Below are 17,789 nucleotides of genomic sequence, written 5' to 3'. Positions count from 1 at the left end.
ATCCGCCGGGTCGACGTTGATGCCTTCGAAATAGAACGGCTCCATATCGATAACTTCAGACGCCATTTCATAGCCCAGACCTTCACGGGCGGCGTTAACCAGCACGCCGTTGTCCTGGTCGATTGTCCAGGTGAACAGCGCGCCCAGGCCGAGGCTGGCGGCGTATTCGCCCTTGGCTTTCACCGTGCGCGGCGTATCCAGGGACATGAACAGTTTGCTGTCAGGGTTGTAGAGGTAGTCCGCGTCGGCAACCTTGTCGGTGTAGACGTTGAAGCCGTTACGGCCTTTCTGGTTTTCCAGATCCAGGTAGTTATAAATGATGTCGTACCATTCGGTGGTACCCGATTCGAAGGAGCCGACGGTGGTACCGGTGCCCGGGTTATAGGTGCCTTTCAGCGGGGACAGGGATTCCAGCTCCGCGTTGCGCTCGTTACGGGTGTAGGCAGCGTAACCAATGTTGATGCGCTCTGCCGGGAAGCCTTCGGACAGCAGATGGCCGACAACGGTATCCACCCCCCAGCCGCCTTCTTCCAGCGCCTTCAGGTTGGTGTGGTGGGTCACGCTCTCCGCCCACGGGGTACCGAAGAAGTCATAGGTCATGACGTTGATACCGTAAAGGCCCGCTTTCAGCAGCGCATTGACGTTGGAGTAGCCGAGCGTCTTGACCACTGCGGAGCTGGCAATGGAGATTTTGACGTTGCTCAGGCCTGCGGCGTCCAGCTGCTTACGCAGTTCGCCAATCAGCAGGGCGTAGTTCTCGCCGTCTTCCGGGCCGTACGGGTTGCCAGCGCCTTCGGCGTTCGGATATTCCCAGTCAATGTCCACTTCGCTGAACATCGGGAACTGCTTGAATAGTTTTACCACGCCTTTGGCAAAGACCTTACGCGAGGCGTCAGACGCGGCGGTTTCATGGAAACCGTTACTCATACTCCAGCCGCCGATGCTCATGGACAGCACCAGGTCGTGGCCCTGCTGCTTCGCTTTGGCCTGCAGATCGCGCAGGCCGCCGAGCAGGCCCTTAGTATTACTCTGGGTCACGGTCTTCGGATCGACATCCCAGCCGCTGACGGTATGGCCAACGTTAACGTAAGACTGGAAGTCGCCCCACGGGTCGAGGAAGGTGGGCTCGTACTTCACTTTTCCGCACTGATCGGCACCTTCGGCAACCACGTCGCGCCACAGGTTGTCTACTTTGTGGAAGCCGGTCACGCCGACGAAACCGACGATGATTTTGTCGTAGGCGGTAGGAGAAACGTTGGCCAGGTCGTAGCCGCGACCGCGGTTATCTTTTGAATCATCGCCCTGCAGACGACCATCGTACTGTGACCAGTCGGTGTAGTAGCCGAAGACTTTGGGTTTGGTGGTGGAAGCTTTGTATTTGTTATAGACCGGTTTAGCGACGCGAGCGGAGGTATAGCTGTATGCGCTCACTTCTGTTGCCGGGTTAAAGCCGTCTGCGGCGTTGCTGGTTTCGGTCAGCGTATCGCCTTGAATCAATTTGCTGGTAGCCATTTTTAATTTCCTTTTAAGTTTGAAAAATTGTCGCAGTTCGTTCTGCCGGGCCAATAATCCAATCCTTACGAGGCGATGGCTAATCACAAAACATCACGTTTTCGATACAGACTTCACGCTAATTTATGAGGCTAAAATGATAGTAATAATCTCCGGCTCATCAGCAGGTAAACGCATCTCATCAAAACGGGATTAAAACATCAGCAGCATAGTAAATATCATTAATCACCTAGTTAAATATCATTTAACTTACATGAGATTATGTGATTAAGCTCTCACCATCAAATGACATTACAATAATACGGATGACAAGTAATAGATTAAGACAATTCTCGTACAATATATTTAACGCAAGCAAACAGGATCATATCTAAAGGACGACAATATGAAAACTTATCTCATCAACGACAATTGCGTTTATAATGAAGGAAAGTATGAACTGAGAACCGCTTCCAACTCAAAGGTCATTAAAATGACGGCAATGAGGGCGAAGTGTCTTAGCTTCATCATCGAAAATGCTGATATGGATATTATTGAGCGCCAAAAAATAACCACAGAGTTATGGGGAAGTCGTAGCCATTTTGTCAATGATGCAAATTTAACGCAAATACTCTACCTGATCAGACGAGATCTGAAGTCGCTTGGAATAAACGATCTCTTTATCACCATCCCAAGACAAGGCATTCAAGTTAATAAAGAGATCCCTATTAAAGCAATGGAAAGCAAGAAGAAAGAAAACAAACGACAGGTTTTCAGAAAGACGCTGGCAGCATTAACCACGGTCTTTTCTGTCACCCTCGGTACAGTGATGTATTTGCATATTCATTAATTCAAGGAGAGAAAAAATGAACCCAATCATTGATGGCATTTTGGCGATGGAAGGTGGTTACAGCCTGAACCCGAAAGATAAAGGTGGTGCAACCAACTGGGGAATCACTGAGGCGACAGCCCGGGCCCATGGTTATACCGGTGAGATGATCAACCTGACGCGAACTGAAGCATTTTCTATTCTCGAAGAAGATTATTGGATTAAACCCGGCTTCGAGCAGATATCAACACTCTCCTGGCCCATTTCCTTTGAACTCTGCGATGCCGCAGTCAATATTGGCCCCCACTATCCCTGCGTGTGGCTACAGCGCTGGCTAAATGCACTAAATCGGGAAGAAAGAAGCTACCAGGATATCAAAACCGATGGCAAGATTGGCCCCCGAACGCTCGCGGCCCTCAAGCATTTTCTGACCTTACGGGGTAAGCAGGGGGAGGAGGTATTAGTCAAAGCGCTCAACTGTAGCCAGGGCGCCTACTACCTGGATATCACTGAAAAAAATAGACAAAATGAAGAGTTCATTTTTGGCTGGATGAAAGCCAGAGTCAAATAACACGATTATTTAATTATAGCTAATAAAAGACTCAGGGATGAGCCTTTTATCATGATCTATATACATTAAATATGTAGTTAATGTATTTTTGCGTCATCCAGCGCTTTTTTAATTTTCTCGCCAAGAATTTTTAAAATCGGCCCTGCGAATACTCCGCCAAGACCGGCGGCGAGTAGCACCATATTAAAACTAAGCTCTTTTTCAATCGCTACAGCGCTGAGCAAAAAACTGGTAAAACAGGAAACCACCACCTGGGTCAAACAGTGCATGATTCCCTTATGGGAATGATCGTCACCCTCTTGCCTATCACGGCGGATAAGATAGCTAACAAATCCCCCCCAGGCGCCGGTAGCAATAATGGTGAACAATATTTCGACTTCCAGCAAAACGACTTCCGTGGTTTCGAGATGGTTGGGAATAGACATAGTACACTCCTTGATTAACTCATATAAAAAGGCACCACCAGAGTGTAGGTAGGTTGACTATTTTAAAATAATCAAAGAGTATCAAACCAAACCATATTTGATATAGTGTTTGAAAAGATACTCCTCAGCGACGAAATGATGACAGCGTGTGTAACCGGGAGACAACTTCGTTAATGATGGATATATTTTTACTATTTTTGTCCCATGATGCATAAATCTGTATAGATTTGAACGTAAGTTCAGGTGGCGGCTGAACAAACTTAATATCATATTTGCGCTGATTTTTATAAAAAAGTGCCAGCTTTAACGGCATTAATGCGATTAATGAGGTGCGTTCAATCATACTTAACATCCCATTGAGTGAATCGCTGCGATAGCCGATAATGCGCGATCCTTTATAATAAAAATTATCTTTAAAAAGGCCTTTATCATTTATAATCATCGGTGAATACCTACCCAGTTGATACATCGCGTGACGAGAAAAATAGAAATGATGTAATGAGATATGAGGTAAGGTACTCAGGATATGGTTGCTGGCGAAAATGCAAACAAAGCTCCTGAAGCTGTCGATAAGCTGATTATCAATTCCCGGGATATTCAACGGCTCGCTGCTAATCAGAAGATCGCATTCCGCAGTGAGTAGTAAATCAGCCAGCACCTCGCGGGAAAGGTTTCGTGATGAATAATGATTAAGTAACACGCGCTCAAAGATATCGTCTGCATAAAGCTGAGAGAGGTAGTAAGTCTCAACGATATCTCCGCCTAAAATAGTCATCCTGGCGTCAGCGTTATCTTTTTTGTCGGAAATAAATGTGCTCTCTACCAATTCCATCACCTGACGGAAATTTTGATAGATTTCAATCGCCTTCGCGGTAGGTAACAGACCATCCTTACCACGAACAAACAACTCTTCCTGATAATACCCTTGTAAACGGCGGAGCGCCAATGACACGGCAGAAGGGGTAATTCCAAGTTTTTTGGCTGCTTTAGCAGCATTTCCAGCCGAAATAACAGCGTCAAGAGTCTTGATTAAATTATAATCAAAATCCTTATTGGCACCTTTCGATCCCATCCGCTGTAGGCCTCTAAAAATGAAAAAAGCAATATAGATAATACTCAAAATAAATCAATTGTTAGCCCTGATAAATAATAGGTTAATTTAAATAGTGTAGAAGCCTGATAGAAAAAAGCCTGGGCACGAAGGCCCAGGCTTGAAGAAAGTCAGGAAATGAATAGCAATTAGCGCGTCAAATCATCGAAAAACTTCTTCACGCCATCGAAGAAACTTTTAGAGCGCGGACTGTTCTTCTCACCCGTTGGCCCACCAAAGCTCTCCTGAAGATCTTTCAGCAGCTGCTTTTGTTTATCGTTAAGGCCAACCGGTGTTTCAACCACCACGCGGCACAGCAGATCGCCCTGCGCACCGCCGCGCACGGATTTCACGCCTTTACCGCGCATCCGGAACAGCTTACCTGTCTGCGTCTCGCCCGGCACTTTAAGATTTACACGACCGTCCAGCGTCGGAACCTCAATTTCTCCGCCGAGAGCGGCCATGGTGAAGTTAATCGGGACTTCGCAGTACAGATTATTTCCTTCACGCTCGAATATGGCGTGCTGCTTAACCTGAACCTGTACATACAGATCGCCAGCCGGTGCGCCATGCTCGCCCGCTTCACCTTCACCTGCCAGACGAATACGGTCGCCGGTATCGACGCCCGCCGGGATTTTAACCGACAGCGTTTTGGTTTTCTCAACGCGACCATGACCGTGGCATTTATTGCACGGATCTTTAATCAGCGTACCGCGCCCCTGGCAATGCGGACAGGTCTGCTGAACGGCGAAGAAACCCTGGCGCATCTGGACCTGGCCCGCACCGTGACAGGTTGGGCAAGTCTGCGGCTGGCTACCCGCTTTGGCTCCGCTGCCGTGGCAAACGTCGCACTCTTCCAGAGTCGGGATACGGATCTCTTTGGTTACGCCGCGAACGGCTTCTTCGAGCGTCAGATCCATGTTATAGCGCAGGTCCGAGCCGCGCGCTGCGCGCTGGCGACCGCGTCCGCCGCCAAAAATATCGCCGAAAACATCGCCAAAGATATCGCTGAAATCCGCGCCGCCGCCAAAACCACCGCCGCCGCCACCCATGCCGCCCTGCTCAAACGCGGCGTGACCGTACTGATCGTAGGCTGCACGCTTCTGGGCATCGGTCAGGATTTCATACGCTTCTTTGATTTCTTTAAATTTAGCTTCAGCCTCTTTATCACCCTGGTTACGGTCCGGGTGATACTTCATGGCCAGGCGCTTATACGCCTTTTTGATTTCACGCTCTTCCGCTGTTCTGGAAACGCCTAAAATCTCGTAATAGTCTTGCTTTGCCATTGGTGTTTTTCAGCCCCTTAACATGCGTGCACGGGCGGAGAGGAAACCTCTTCGCCCGTGCCAGTGTTTTACCCGTTCAAAGGGCGATTATTTTTTGTCTTTCACTTCTTCGAACTCAGCGTCAACAACATCGTCGTCCTTCGCGTTGCTCTCGGAAGCGTCAGCGCCGCCAGCCTGCTGCTGAGCGTGCTGCTGCTGAGCGATTTCCATCAGCTTCTGGGAAGCCTGGGCCAGCGCCTGCATTTTCGCTTCAATATCGGCTTTATCTTCACCTTTCAGCGAAGTTTCCAGCGCAGTCAGCGCAGACTCGATAGCGGTTTTATCGTCAGCCGGCAGTTTATCGCCTGCTTCCTCAACCTGCTTACGCGTGCTGTGCAGCAGGTGGTCACCCTGGTTACGGGTCTGTACCAGTTCTTCAAACTTACGGTCAGCTTCTGCGTTAGCTTCAGCATCGCGTACCATTTTCTGAATTTCTTCTTCGTTCAGACCAGAAGAGGCTTTGATGGTGATCTTCTGCTCTTTACCGCTGTTTTTGTCTTTCGCGGACACATGCAGGATACCGTCAGCATCGATGTCGAAAGTCACTTCGATCTGAGGCATACCGCGCGGTGCCGGGTTGATACCATCCAGGTTGAACTGACCCAGAGATTTGTTATCCGATGCGCGTTTACGCTCACCCTGAATAACATGGATGGTTACCGCAGACTGGTTGTCTTCCGCAGTTGAGAACACCTGGCTGTGCTTGGTCGGGATGGTGGTGTTCTTATTGATCAGCGCAGTCATCACGCCGCCCATGGTTTCGATACCCAGAGACAGCGGGGTAACGTCCAGCAGCAGAACGTCTTTCACTTCCCCCGTCAGGACGCCGCCCTGAACAGCAGCGCCAATGGCAACGGCTTCGTCCGGGTTAACGTCTTTACGCGGCTCTTTACCGAAGAACTCAGCAACTTTTTTCTGCACCATCGGCATACGGGTCTGACCGCCGACCAGGATAACGTCCTGGATATCGGATACGGACAGGCCAGCATCCTGCAGAGCAACTTTCAGCGGCTCGATGGAACGGTTAACCAGATCTTCTACCAGGCTTTCCAGTTTCGCACGGGTCACTTTGATGTTCATATGTTTCGGACCGGTGGCATCTGCGGTGATGTACGGCAGATTCACGTCGGTCTGCTGAGCGGAAGAGAGTTCAATCTTCGCTTTCTCAGCGGCTTCTTTCAGGCGCTGCATCGCCAGCGGGTCGTTACGCAGGTCAATGCCCTGATCTTTCTTAAACTCGTCAACGAGGTAGTTGATCAGACGGGTATCGAAGTCTTCACCGCCCAGATGGGTATCACCGTTGGTCGCCAGAACTTCGAAGGTCTTTTCGCCGTCAACTTCGTCGATTTCGATAATGGAGATATCGAAGGTACCACCACCGAGGTCGTACACCGCGATAGTGCGGTTGCCGACTTCTTTATCCAGACCGTAAGCCAGCGCAGCGGCAGTCGGTTCGTTGATGATACGTTTGACTTCCAGACCTGCAATACGGCCGGCGTCTTTGGTTGCCTGACGCTGAGCATCGTTAAAGTAAGCAGGTACGGTGATAACCGCTTCAGTTACCGGTTCACCCAGGTAATCTTCAGCCGTTTTCTTCATTTTCTTCAGCACTTCGGCAGAGATCTGCGGCGGTGCGGTTTTGGTGCCTTTCACATCAAGCCATGCGTCGCCATTGTCTGCGGCAACGATTTTGTACGGCATGATAGAAACGTCACGCTGGACTTCTTCGTCCTGGAAGCGGCGGCCAATCAGGCGTTTAATCGCAAACAGGGTATTTTGCGGGTTTGTCACTGCCTGACGTTTAGCCGGCTGACCAACCAGAGTTTCACCATCCTGGGTATAGGCAATGATAGAAGGCGTGGTGCGATCGCCTTCGGCGTTCTCCAGCACGCGTGCAGTAGTGCCATCCATAATCGCTACACAAGAGTTGGTAGTACCCAGGTCGATACCAATAATTTTACCCATCTAAACGTCTCCACTAAAAATTCAGTCAACATGTGGTTGTGAACCTGTAATAAGGGCGAAACGTGCGGTTTCAACTACCCAGACATCATTTTTTTTCAGGTTCATTCACTGCGGTTGACTACAAGATGGGGTCGCCCACCGCGGCATCAAGGGGGGATACAAAAAAATTTTTGCCCTGCCCGCGCCGTCGGGTGGCGAGCAGGCCTCATAAGCGGTCCGGAAAGCGGGCCTAAAAACGCACAAAACATAATTAACAATAATAATTAAAGTTAAATATATTCATAAAACAATTGACATAATCCGCAATGATTACGTGCTAAAGACAATAAAGCTCCGGTGATAAAATACGCCCCCGCTATGACACATCCAATATTCAGGAAATCCTCATGAAATCACTGATTCATATATCAGCAGGGTTATTTTTAAGCGCCGCCTTAATAACGTCAGCATCCGCTAACGATCATAAAATTTTAGGGATTGTCGCCATGCCGCGAAATGAGACTAACGATCTCACGCTGAAGCTACCGGTATGCCGGGTGATTAAGCGTATCCAGCTCACTGCCGATCGCGGCGATGTCCAGCTGTCAGGCGCGACGGTGTACTTTAAAGCCAGCAATAGCGCCAGCCAGAGCCTCAACGTTCCGTCAACCATCAAACAGGGGGCAACCACCGACTGGATTAACATTAATAGCGACAACGATAACAAGCGCTGCGTAAAAAAAATCGCTTTTTCTGGCCACACGATTAACTCTTCCGACATGGCCTCGCTAAAAATCATTGGCGACGATTAATATCACTGTTCACCTTATCTGGTATTTATGAAAATTAATTATCTGGATGATGAAGACCTCTCTTTTCTTCATCGCTGTAGCGAAGAGCATCTGGAAGCATTCACCCGAATTCTGACTCACAACGAAAATGGAAAGCCGCGTCTTTCAAGCACGCTATTGCGTAATCAAACTTTCCAGGCGATGGCAGGGCATCCCGAACGCTATCGTCGCAACTGGCAGCTCATTGCCGGCGAGCTCCAGCACTTTGGCGGCGACAGCATCGCCAACACGCTGCGTCGTCACGGAAAGTTCTACCGGGAAATTTTGCTGGATGTCTGCAAGCGGCTAAAAATCAAAGCCGATAAGCACACCTCTACGCCGGAAATAGAACTGCATCTTCTGGAGCACTTCCTGGAACACAGCTGGAAGAAGATGGACGATCGGCAGAAAGCTGACTTCTTCACTGCCGTTGAGTGCCGGGTCAACGAGCATAAAGCGTTACTTCCCCATCTGCTGCAGACAAATAAGCTGGCGCAGGGCGTCACCCACCTTCTGGAAATCCGGCTGGCGAAGATCCTGCGCACGCACGCCGCGGTTAGCGTCATCGGCCACGGTCTGGTTCGCGGCGCGGGGCTTGGCGGCCCCCTCGGCGCCGCGTTTAATGGCGTCAAAGCCGTGAGCGGCAGCGCTTATCGCGTGACCATCCCGGCCGTACTGCATATTGCCTGTTTACGGCAAATGACCAGACTTCATCAGGTGAAAAATGAAATTGGTGAAAAATACCCCGCCAGATCATAGACAGTTTCGCAGCACCTAATTATTATGCCGCGCCCCGTCGCTGAGAGGCGGGGAATGCTTCCCTTTCTAATCATTATTTTGAGGAATTATGGGCAACACTAAGTTGGCTAATCCGGCACCGCTGGGCCTTATGGGCTTCGGCATGACCACTATTCTGCTTAACCTGGCAAATAGCGGCCTGTTCGCGTTTGATGTAGCTATCCTGGCGATGGGCATTTTTTACGGCGGCATTGCGCAGATTTTTGCCGGCCTGCTGGAATTTAAAAAAGGCAACACTTTTGGCTTAACCGCATTTACGTCTTACGGCGCTTTTTGGCTGACGCTGGTTGCCATTCTTCTGATGCCGAAAATGGGCCTTGCAGAAGCACCCAACGCGCACTTCCTCGGTATGTACCTGGGACTATGGGGCGTTTTTACCCTGTTTATGTTCTTTGGCACCCTGAAAGCCGCGCGTATGCTGCAGTTTGTTTTCCTCAGTCTGACCGTGCTGTTCGCGCTGCTGGCGATTGGTCACCTGGCTGATAACGAAGGCATCGTTAAGATTGCGGGCTGGGTCGGTCTGGTCTGTGGCGCTAGCGCCATCTATCTGGCGATGGGTGAAGTGCTGAACGAGCAGTTTGGCCGCACCGTTCTGCCAATCGGCGAAAAGCATTAATTAACGTCGCCGCCCGTTCGCGAGCGGCGACGTGAGCCCTATCGATTTACGGCAGGCGCTGCAGTTCAGCTTTCGGCGCAGCGACCTGTTGTTCCAGCCCCTGGCGCAGCCAGATCCCCAGCCCCAATCCCATCAACGACAGTGCCAGCACGTACCACGCGGGCGCCATCGGCGAAACGCCCATCAGCATGGTCACCGCAATCGGCGTCAGACCGCCAAAGATGGCGTAAGAGACGTTATAAGAGAATGAGATACCGGTAAAACGCACTTCAGCCGGGAACGCGCGCACCATCACATACGGAACCGCCCCGACCACGCCGACGCACAGCCCCACCGCGCCGTAAAGCAGGAACAGGCGCTGCGGGCTATCGCCGGAAAGATGATAGAACGCCCAGCTTGCCGCCGCGAGGAATACGCTGCCGACAATAAACGTGCGGCTGGCGCCAAAACGGTCAGCGGCCAGCCCTGCCAGCAGGCAGCCGATACACAGCATGATGGTGGCAATACTGTTCGCCTGCAGGGTGGTTGCGGGGGCAAAACCGTAGTGCTTTTGCAGCCAGACCGGCGACATCAGGATCACCACCACCACGCCGGCGGATAAAAGCCAGGTCAGCAGCATTGAGACCACCACCGCTTTCTGATGCTTCAGCGCGACGGCTTTAACCGGCAGCTCCTGCGCTAATGCTTTACGCTGCTGCATTTCGAGGAAAATCGGCGTCTCCTGGAGCCAACGGCGCAGATACATGGCGACAAGACCAAACGCGCCGCCTAACAGGAACGGAATACGCCAGCCGCCATCGTGGATACCCTGAGGAGTCAGATGAGTATTAATCAGCGTCGCGACGACCGACCCCAGCAATATCCCCACCGTCAGGCCAGCGGTCAGCGTACCGCAGGCGATACCTATTCTTTTTTCCGGTACATGCTCCGCCACAAAGACCCAGGCGCCGGGGACTTCACCGCCAATCGCCGCCCCTTGCAGAATGCGCATAAGCAGCAGCAAAAGCGGCGCCACGATGCCTACCGACGCGTAGGTGGGCAGCAGGCCAATCGCCAGCGTAGGCAGCGCCATCAGTAAAATACTCAGGGTAAACATCTTCTTACGCCCGACCAGATCGCCAAAATGGGCCATAATGATGCCGCCAAGAGGACGAGCTAAATAGCCCGCCGCAAAAATGCCGAAGGTCTGCACCTGGCGCAGCCATTCCGGAATATCGGCCGGGAAAAATAGCTCGCCGACAACGGCGGCGAAGAAGACAAAGATAATGAAATCGTAAAACTCCAGCGCGCCGCCGAGGGCGGCCAGCGTCAGCGTTTTATAATCCTGTCGATTCAGAGGTCGGGTGTAGTGTGACATAACGGGCAATCATCCAGAGGTATGAAGATATTCTACGCACGGTGTAAAGTAAAAAACACTATATCGTAAATAAAACAACACACCACTGGTGATGCAGGTTATATCAGGAATACGGTAAATTCAGGATAATGTTTCACGCCTGGCGCTTTTAGGACGGAAAGCTGCTACTACTTCGCCGTTTGTTTCCACATAAGGCCCCTCAAGCAGCTGTACACAATACGGTACACTCGCGAAAACGCCGTGCACCAGCACGTTACCTTCCGCATCTTTCACGCCTTCCAGCGTTTCCTCAATCGCCTTTGGCTGCCCGGGCAGGTTAAGGATCAGCGCCTGCTTGCGGATAACGCCAACCTGACGAGACAGAATGGCCGTCGGCACAAAGTGCAGGCTCACCTGGCGCATTTGCTCACCAAAGCCGGGCATCACCCGATCGGCAATCGCCAGCGTCGCATCCGGGGTGACATCACGGCGGGCCGGGCCCGTGCCGCCGGTCGTCAGGACCAGGTGGCAGCCCATTTCATCGACCAGTTCACAGAGGGTTTGCTCGATAATAACCTGTTCATCCGGGATCAAGCGGGTTTGCAATTCGAAAGGCGTGGAGAGCGCACGGGCCAGCCACGCTTCAAGCGCGGGAATGCCTTTATCCTGATAGACGCCGCTGGAGGCGCGATCGGAAATGGAAACTAAGCCGATTCGTAAGGTGTTCATGATTATTCCGTTCAAACAGTATTAATAGACAGAATAATACACCGAGGGGAGCAAGGCAGACAGTTTAATGTGGCCGACGGGCGCCGGCCACATGGGGTATTACAGCAGATCGCCGATCATTTTTTCCAGTTTTTCCTGGTCGATCGCAAACTTGCGGATACCTTCCGCCAGTTTATCTACCGCCATCGGATCCTGGTTGTGCTGCCACAGGAATTCAGATTCGGTGATACGCGCCGGACGCGCTTTAACTTCGCCGCTGAAGGCCAGTTTGCGTTCGATGGCGCCTTCGCTTTCCGCCAGCTCTTTCAGCAGCGCAGGAGCGATAGTCAGACGGTCACAGCCGGCCAGTTCGAGGATCTCGCCGAGGTTACGGAAGCTTGCGCCCATAACCACCGTTTCGTAACCGTGCTGTTTGTAGTATTCGTAGATTTCGCTTACGGACACCACGCCCGGATCTTCTGCCGGCGCGTACTCTTTCTTATCGGTGTTGGCTTTGTACCAGTCGAGGATACGGCCAACGAACGGAGAAATCAGGAATACGCCCGCTTCTGCACAGGCACGCGCCTGAGCGAAGGAGAACAGCAGCGTCAGGTTACAGTTGATGCCTTCTTTTTCCAGCTGCTCAGCGGCGCGAATGCCCTGCCAGGTAGAAGCCAGTTTAATCAGAATGCGATCGTTGCCGATGCCAGCATCGTTGTACAGTTTGATGAGGCGCTTAGCTTTGGCGATAGAAGCCTCGGTGTCATAGGACAGGCGAGCATCAACTTCGGTGGAAATACGGCCAGGGATCAGCTTAAGAATTTCGAGACCAATGTTCACCGCCAGCTTATCGGAAGCATCGATAATCTGCTGCGCGCGGTCGCTGCTCTGGCCGCGAGCCCACGCAACGGCGTCATCAATCAGCTTACGGTACTCAGGGATCTGAGCCGCGCCGAGAATCAAAGAAGGGTTAGTCGTGGCGTCCTGAGGCTGATACAGCTTCATTGCCGCGATATCTCCGGTATCAGCTACGACAGTGGTGTACTGACGCAGAGAAGTCAATTTATCCGTCATGATAGTGTTTCTCTTAAACAGCAGTTAAGGGGATGTAACCGGTCTGCCAAGATGATAACACGCTGCCGGGGCAGCGCAACCGCCTACAATGCATGAGCGCAGAGTGTGATAAACTGGGCCAATTAATTCCCTGAACACTAAAGGATTGTCACTGGATTGGTAGCGCTTACACTCGCGCACCGATATGGGCAAGAGGATGCTTGATGCCTGATTTTCTGTCGTTTATCAATGAAATACTCTGGGGCTCGGTAATGATTTATCTGTTACTGGGCGCTGGCGTCTGGTTTACCTGGCGAACAAAATTTATACAGTTCCGTTATATCCGCCAGTTTAGCAGAAGTCTGAAAAAGAGCCTTCAGCCGCAGCCCGGCGGGTTAACCTCTTTTCAGGCGCTCTGTATGAGCCTGGCGGCGCGCGTGGGCAGCGGCAATATGGCAGGCGTGGCGCTGGCCATTGCCGCAGGTGGCCCCGGCGCCGTTTTCTGGATGTGGGTCTCGGCGCTGCTCGGCATGGCCAGCAGTTTCGCCGAATGTTCTCTCGCGCAGCTTTATAAAGAGCGCGACTCCCGCGGGCACTTTCGCGGTGGCCCGGCCTGGTATATGGCCCGGGGACTCGACATGCGCTGGATGGGCGTGCTGTTTTCCATTCTTCTCCTGCTGGCCTACGGCGTCATCTTTAATACCGTACAAGCCAACTCCGTTGCCCATGCCATGGAGTATGCGTTTCGTTTACCCGATGTTATCACCGGCGGCGTGCTGGCGGCGCTGACCCTGCTGGTCATCGTTCGCGGGATTCGCGGAGTAGCGCGGCTGATGCAGTGGCTCGTGCCGCTTATGGCTTTACTGTGGGTGCTGACCAGCCTGGTTATTGGCCTGTGGCATATCACCGCCCTGCCGACGATTTTTGAAATCATTTTCCGCTGCGCTTTCGGCTGGCAAGAGGCCGCTGCGGGCGCGGTGGGCTACACCATCAGCCAGGCGCTCACCAGCGGCTTTCAGCGCGGGATGTTTTCCAATGAAGCGGGTATGGGTTCGACGCCAAATTCCGCCGCCGCTGCCGCCTCCTGGCCCCCTCATCCCGCGGCGCAGGGGATCGTACAAATGATTGGCGTCTTTATTGATACCATCGTGATCTGTACCGCCAGCGCCGTGATCATCATGCTGGCGCCGCGAGACGGCAACGAAGAAGCGGCAAATGGCATTCAGGCCATCCAGCATTCGATGAGCAACCTCGTCGGCGACTGGGGTTCCAGCTTTGTCGCTTTTATCGTGCTGCTGTTCGCCTTCAGTTCGATCGTCGCAAACTATATCTATGCCGAAAATAATCTCATTTTTCTCCGCATGGATAGCCTGCGTAACATCTGGCTGCTGCGTCTGCTTACGCTGTGTATGGTCGCCACCGGCGCGATGGTCAGCCTACCGGTGGTCTGGCAGATGGCGGATATCATCATGGCGCTGATGGCGATAACTAACCTGACGGCTATCCTGCTGCTGTCGCCGACGGTGCGCATCATTGCCAGCGATTATCTGCGACAGCGGAAGCTGGGCCAGCGGCCGGAATTTGACGTCACCCGCTACCCTGAAATTCATCAGCAGCTGGTACCGGGAACATGGGACAACCTGCCGCGCGAATAGCGCGGCAATCGCAGCTATCGATCCTCTCATGACGTTTTTTTGCTAAAGTCGTCAAAAATTTCCTGTAAGGACTGGATATGCTCATTCTGATTTCACCTGCAAAAACGCTCGATTATCAAAGCCCGCTGGCAACGACGCGTTATACCCAGCCAGAGCTACTGGAACACTCTCAGGAGCTTATCGGCATTGCCCGTCAGCTGTCGGCACCGCAGATTGGTAAACTGATGGGCATCAGCGACAAGCTGGCTGACCTGAACGCGACCCGCTTTCACGACTGGCAGCCAGATTTCACCCCGGACAACGCCCGTCAGGCAATCCTGGCGTTTAAGGGCGATGTCTATACCGGCCTGCGGGCAGAGACCTTTAGCGAAGCCGATTTCGATTTTGCCCAGCAGCATCTGCGGATGCTTTCCGGCCTGTACGGCGTTCTGCGCCCGCTGGATCTGATGCAGCCCTATCGTCTGGAGATGGGGATTAAGCTTGAGAACGCGAAAGGCAAAGATCTGTATCAGTATTGGGGAGACGTTATTACCGATAAGCTGAATCAGGCGTTGAAAGCCCAGGGCGACGATATCGTGGTAAATCTGGCCTCTGATGAGTACTTCAGGTCGGTGAAACCCAAACGGCTTGAGGGCCAGCTGATTAAGCCGGTATTCCTTGATGAGAAAAACGGCAAGTTTAAAGTGATCAGCTTCTACGCTAAAAAAGCGCGCGGCTTGATGAGTCGTTACATCATTGAGAATCGCTTAACGAAGCCGGAGCAGCTGACCCGCTTTGATAGCGAAGGTTATTTCTTTGACGCCGACGCTTCGGGCAACGGAGAGCTGGTCTTTAAACGCCACGAGCAGTAAAAAAACCGCTTCCCTGCCGCCAATCACGCAGCAGGGAAGCGCTGATTCAGACTTAGCCCATCATCAGCTTACGCAGCGCGGCAAAATCGGCCGGCAGATTATGCGACAGCAGCGGCAGATCGGCGCGATCGGCCAGCTCTTTCGGCAGCGGCAGCGTCTCTTGCAGAATCTCTTCCACGCTCTCTTTAAACTTCGCCGGATGAGCCGTGCCGAGGAACAGGCCGTACTCGCCCGCCTGCAGCTGGTCGCGCAGCGCGCGATAAGCAATCGCCGCATGCGGTTCTGAGGTATAGCCGATAGCCTTCAGCTCACGCATGGTCTCTTTGGTGGTTTCATCATCCACCGCCGCGTAGCCCAGCTCGTTCAGGCGCCAGATTTTACGACGGAACAGCTCTTCCACGCGCGGCCAGTTGTTCGGCTGGCTGACGTCCATGGCGTTAGACAGCGTGGCCTGGGTTGCTTTCGGCGACCAGTTACCGTCCTGCAGGAAGCGCGGCACGGTGTCGTTAGCGTTAGTCGCCGCAATAAAGCGTTTGATTGGCAGACCCAGAGATTTGGCCAGCAGGCCGGCGGTCAGATCGCCAAAGTTACCGCTGGGTACCGAGATAACCAGCTGGTTACGGGCTTCCTGAGGCAGCTGAGCCACGGCTTCAAAGTAATAGCAAATCTGCGCCAGCAGGCGGCTGATATTGATTGAGTTAGCCGAGTTAAGACCCAGCGCAGCTTTCAGCTCTTCATCATCAAAGGCCTGTTTAACCAGCGCCTGGCAGGCGTCAAAGTCGCCGTCGATTGCCACAGTTTCAATGTTGCCGCCGAGGGTGCAGAACAGCTTTTCCTGCAGCGGGCTGATTTTGCCGCGCGGATAGAGAATGACCACTTTGACGTTTGGCAGGCCATAAAACGCGTGCGCAACCGCCGCGCCGGTGTCGCCGGAGGTGGCCGTCAGAATAGTGACCGGTTTGTCGCCTGCGATATGGGTGAGCATCTGCGCCATAAAGCGGCCGCCGAAGTCTTTAAACGCCAGAGTCGGGCCGTGGAACAGTTCGAGGCAGCCGACGTCGTCCTGCACTTTGCTGACCGGAGCCGGGAAGGTAAAGGCATTGCCGATGCGCTCTTGCAGAACGCCCTGCGGAATCTCATCGCCGATAAATGCCGACAGGATTTTTGCGCTACGCGACACAAAGTCCTGCTGCAGCATCTCGTCGATTTCAGTCAGGCTGAATTCCGGCAGATCGTGCGGGAAGAACAGCCCCTGATGCTTGCCAAGCCCCTGCGTGACGGCCTGCGCAAAGCTGACCTGTTCGTTATGATCTTTTAAGTTATAGAGTTTCATTGGTTATCCCACTACTCGAGCGCCCGCCGTGTCCAGCCGGCAAATATGAACGAAGCCTTCCTGATTTTGCAGATAGTGCGTAGCCAGCCAGTCGGCGACGCGCTGCGCGGTTTCCGGTTTATCGCATAGTGCAAACAACGTTGGACCGGAACCGGAAATGCCGCACGCCTGCGCGCCAATTTCCATTGCTGCCTGACGCGCTTCGCTGAAGCCCGGCAGTAGTTTGGTACGATACGGTTCGGCAATAACATCTTTCATCAACTTCGCCGCCAGCTGAGGCTGGCGGGAATAGCAGGCGTGAATAAAGCCCGCCAGATGACGACCGTGGGCAATACAGTCCTGACGGCGATACTGCGCCGGCAAAATTGCCCGCGCTTCCGCGGTGGAGACCTTAATACCCGGATAGGCCAGCACCCACAGCCACTCGTCGAAGGCCGGAATCTGCTGGCTGATGATGCCATTTTCCTCAAGCATCAATTGTATCCCGCCCAGATAGCACGGCGCGACGTTATCGTAATGGATACTGCCGGAAATCCGCCCTTCCATCTCGCCCATCAGCGCCAGCATCCGGCTCTCATTGAGCGGCTTGCCGCAGAACTCGTTCATCGCGACCAGCGCGGCGACGACGGAACAGGCGCTGGAACCCAGGCCGGAACCAATCGGCATGTTTTTTTCCAGGGTCATCGCCACCGGTACCGTCTTGCCAATCTCCTGGCAAAAACGCTCCCAGCATTGATAGACGATATTTTCCTGCGGCGCCGTCGGCAGTTTGCTGGCGAAGCGACCCACGTTTTGCAGGCTAAAGCTCGTCGCCGCCTCAACCGAGACATTGTCCCCCAGCAGCGTGCCGTCAACCGGCGTTACCGCCGCGCCCAGCACGTCAAACCCGACGCTCATATTAGCACTGGAAGCCGGGGCATATACTTTGACCATC

At 52.8% G+C, this 17,789-nt stretch carries 17 protein-coding genes; 7 read left to right on the top strand and 10 right to left on the bottom strand.

Features of this window, described 5'->3' with window-relative positions:
* On the bottom strand, positions 1-1,512 hold a 1,512-nt coding region (locus F8562_RS17120; protein ID WP_151891927.1), incomplete at its 3' end, for a glycoside hydrolase family 18 protein.
* Between the two features lie 385 nt (positions 1,513-1,897).
* Between F8562_RS17120 and F8562_RS17115 the strand changes: the two genes are divergently transcribed.
* Together F8562_RS17115 and F8562_RS17110 are read left to right on the top strand one after the other, a co-directional pair.
* Entirely contained in the window at positions 1,898-2,341 is a 444-nt protein-coding gene (locus F8562_RS17115; RefSeq protein WP_014227858.1) for a winged helix-turn-helix domain-containing protein, read from the top strand.
* Positions 2,342-2,357: 16 nt separating this feature from the next.
* Entirely contained in the window at positions 2,358-2,891 is a 534-nt protein-coding gene (locus tag F8562_RS17110) for a glycoside hydrolase family 108 protein (RefSeq protein WP_014227857.1), read from the top strand.
* A 77-nt stretch (positions 2,892-2,968) separates the two neighbouring features.
* On the opposite strand, the gene F8562_RS17105 is transcribed toward F8562_RS17110, so the two are convergent.
* From F8562_RS17105 to dnaK, 4 genes are all read right to left on the bottom strand, one after another.
* Positions 2,969-3,316: a phage holin family protein gene (locus tag F8562_RS17105; protein ID WP_014227856.1), complete on the bottom strand. Its 348-nt coding sequence runs from the start codon at positions 3,314-3,316 to the stop codon at positions 2,969-2,971.
* A gap of 124 nt (positions 3,317-3,440) precedes the next feature.
* Positions 3,441-4,388, bottom strand: a complete 948-nt coding sequence (locus tag F8562_RS17100; RefSeq protein ID WP_042933979.1) for a LysR family transcriptional regulator — start codon at positions 4,386-4,388, stop codon at positions 3,441-3,443.
* A 167-nt stretch (positions 4,389-4,555) separates the two neighbouring features.
* Entirely contained in the window at positions 4,556-5,692 is a 1,137-nt protein-coding gene (gene dnaJ / locus F8562_RS17095; protein ID WP_014837364.1) for a molecular chaperone DnaJ, read from the bottom strand.
* Between the two features lie 87 nt (positions 5,693-5,779).
* Entirely contained in the window at positions 5,780-7,696 is a 1,917-nt protein-coding gene (dnaK, locus tag F8562_RS17090; protein ID WP_004128758.1) for a molecular chaperone DnaK, read from the bottom strand.
* Between the two features lie 386 nt (positions 7,697-8,082).
* On the opposite strand from dnaK, the gene F8562_RS17085 reads away from it, so the two are divergent.
* The 3 genes from F8562_RS17085 to satP all read left to right on the top strand — a co-directional run bounded on the left by F8562_RS17085 (position 8,083) and on the right by satP (position 9,919).
* On the top strand, positions 8,083-8,487 hold the full coding sequence (locus F8562_RS17085; RefSeq protein ID WP_014227853.1) for a DUF2541 family protein: 405 nt from the start codon (positions 8,083-8,085) through the stop codon (positions 8,485-8,487).
* 27 nt (positions 8,488-8,514) lie between these two features.
* On the top strand, positions 8,515-9,264 hold the full coding sequence (msyB, locus tag F8562_RS17080) for an acidic protein MsyB (protein WP_014227852.1): 750 nt from the start codon (positions 8,515-8,517) through the stop codon (positions 9,262-9,264).
* Positions 9,265-9,352: 88 nt separating this feature from the next.
* Complete coding sequence (satP, locus tag F8562_RS17075; protein ID WP_014227851.1) at positions 9,353-9,919, top strand: acetate uptake transporter; 567 nt, start codon at positions 9,353-9,355, stop codon at positions 9,917-9,919.
* Between the two features lie 46 nt (positions 9,920-9,965).
* Here the strand turns inward: satP and F8562_RS17070 are convergent, their stop codons facing one another.
* The 3 genes from F8562_RS17070 to tal all read right to left on the bottom strand — a co-directional run bounded on the left by F8562_RS17070 (position 9,966) and on the right by tal (position 13,037).
* Complete coding sequence (locus F8562_RS17070; protein WP_014837363.1) at positions 9,966-11,276, bottom strand: MFS transporter; 1,311 nt, start codon at positions 11,274-11,276, stop codon at positions 9,966-9,968.
* A gap of 120 nt (positions 11,277-11,396) precedes the next feature.
* Positions 11,397-11,984, bottom strand: coding sequence for a molybdopterin adenylyltransferase (gene mog, locus F8562_RS17065; RefSeq protein WP_004098459.1), 588 nt, complete (start codon positions 11,982-11,984; stop codon positions 11,397-11,399).
* Positions 11,985-12,083: 99 nt separating this feature from the next.
* The gene (tal, locus tag F8562_RS17060) at positions 12,084-13,037 is read right to left on the bottom strand and encodes a transaldolase (protein WP_004098458.1); all 954 of its coding nucleotides are present in this window, start codon (positions 13,035-13,037) and stop codon (positions 12,084-12,086) included.
* A gap of 203 nt (positions 13,038-13,240) precedes the next feature.
* On the opposite strand from tal, the gene F8562_RS17055 reads away from it, so the two are divergent.
* Both F8562_RS17055 and yaaA read left to right on the top strand, forming a co-directional pair.
* Positions 13,241-14,671 carry an alanine/glycine:cation symporter family protein gene (locus tag F8562_RS17055; RefSeq protein WP_014837362.1) on the top strand — a complete coding sequence of 477 codons (1,431 nt, stop codon included), beginning with the start codon at positions 13,241-13,243 and terminating at the stop codon, positions 14,669-14,671.
* 77 nt (positions 14,672-14,748) lie between these two features.
* Complete coding sequence (yaaA, locus tag F8562_RS17050) at positions 14,749-15,522, top strand: peroxide stress protein YaaA (RefSeq protein ID WP_004098454.1); 774 nt, start codon at positions 14,749-14,751, stop codon at positions 15,520-15,522.
* Positions 15,523-15,574: 52 nt separating this feature from the next.
* Here yaaA and thrC read toward each other — a convergent pair whose 3' ends face one another.
* The gene (thrC, locus tag F8562_RS17045; protein ID WP_004098452.1) at positions 15,575-16,855 is read right to left on the bottom strand and encodes a threonine synthase; all 1,281 of its coding nucleotides are present in this window, start codon (positions 16,853-16,855) and stop codon (positions 15,575-15,577) included.
* Between the two features lie 3 nt (positions 16,856-16,858).
* Entirely contained in the window at positions 16,859-17,788 is a 930-nt protein-coding gene (thrB, locus tag F8562_RS17040; RefSeq protein ID WP_038424053.1) for a homoserine kinase, read from the bottom strand.
* Position 17,789 lies beyond the last annotated feature (1 nt).

This window comes from Klebsiella sp. RCJ4 (assembly GCF_009025755.1).
GTDB lineage: Bacteria > Pseudomonadota > Gammaproteobacteria > Enterobacterales > Enterobacteriaceae > Klebsiella > Klebsiella michiganensis.
The sequence above is the reverse complement of the archived record's forward strand: the minus strand, read 5'-3'. Positions and strand labels throughout refer to the sequence as shown.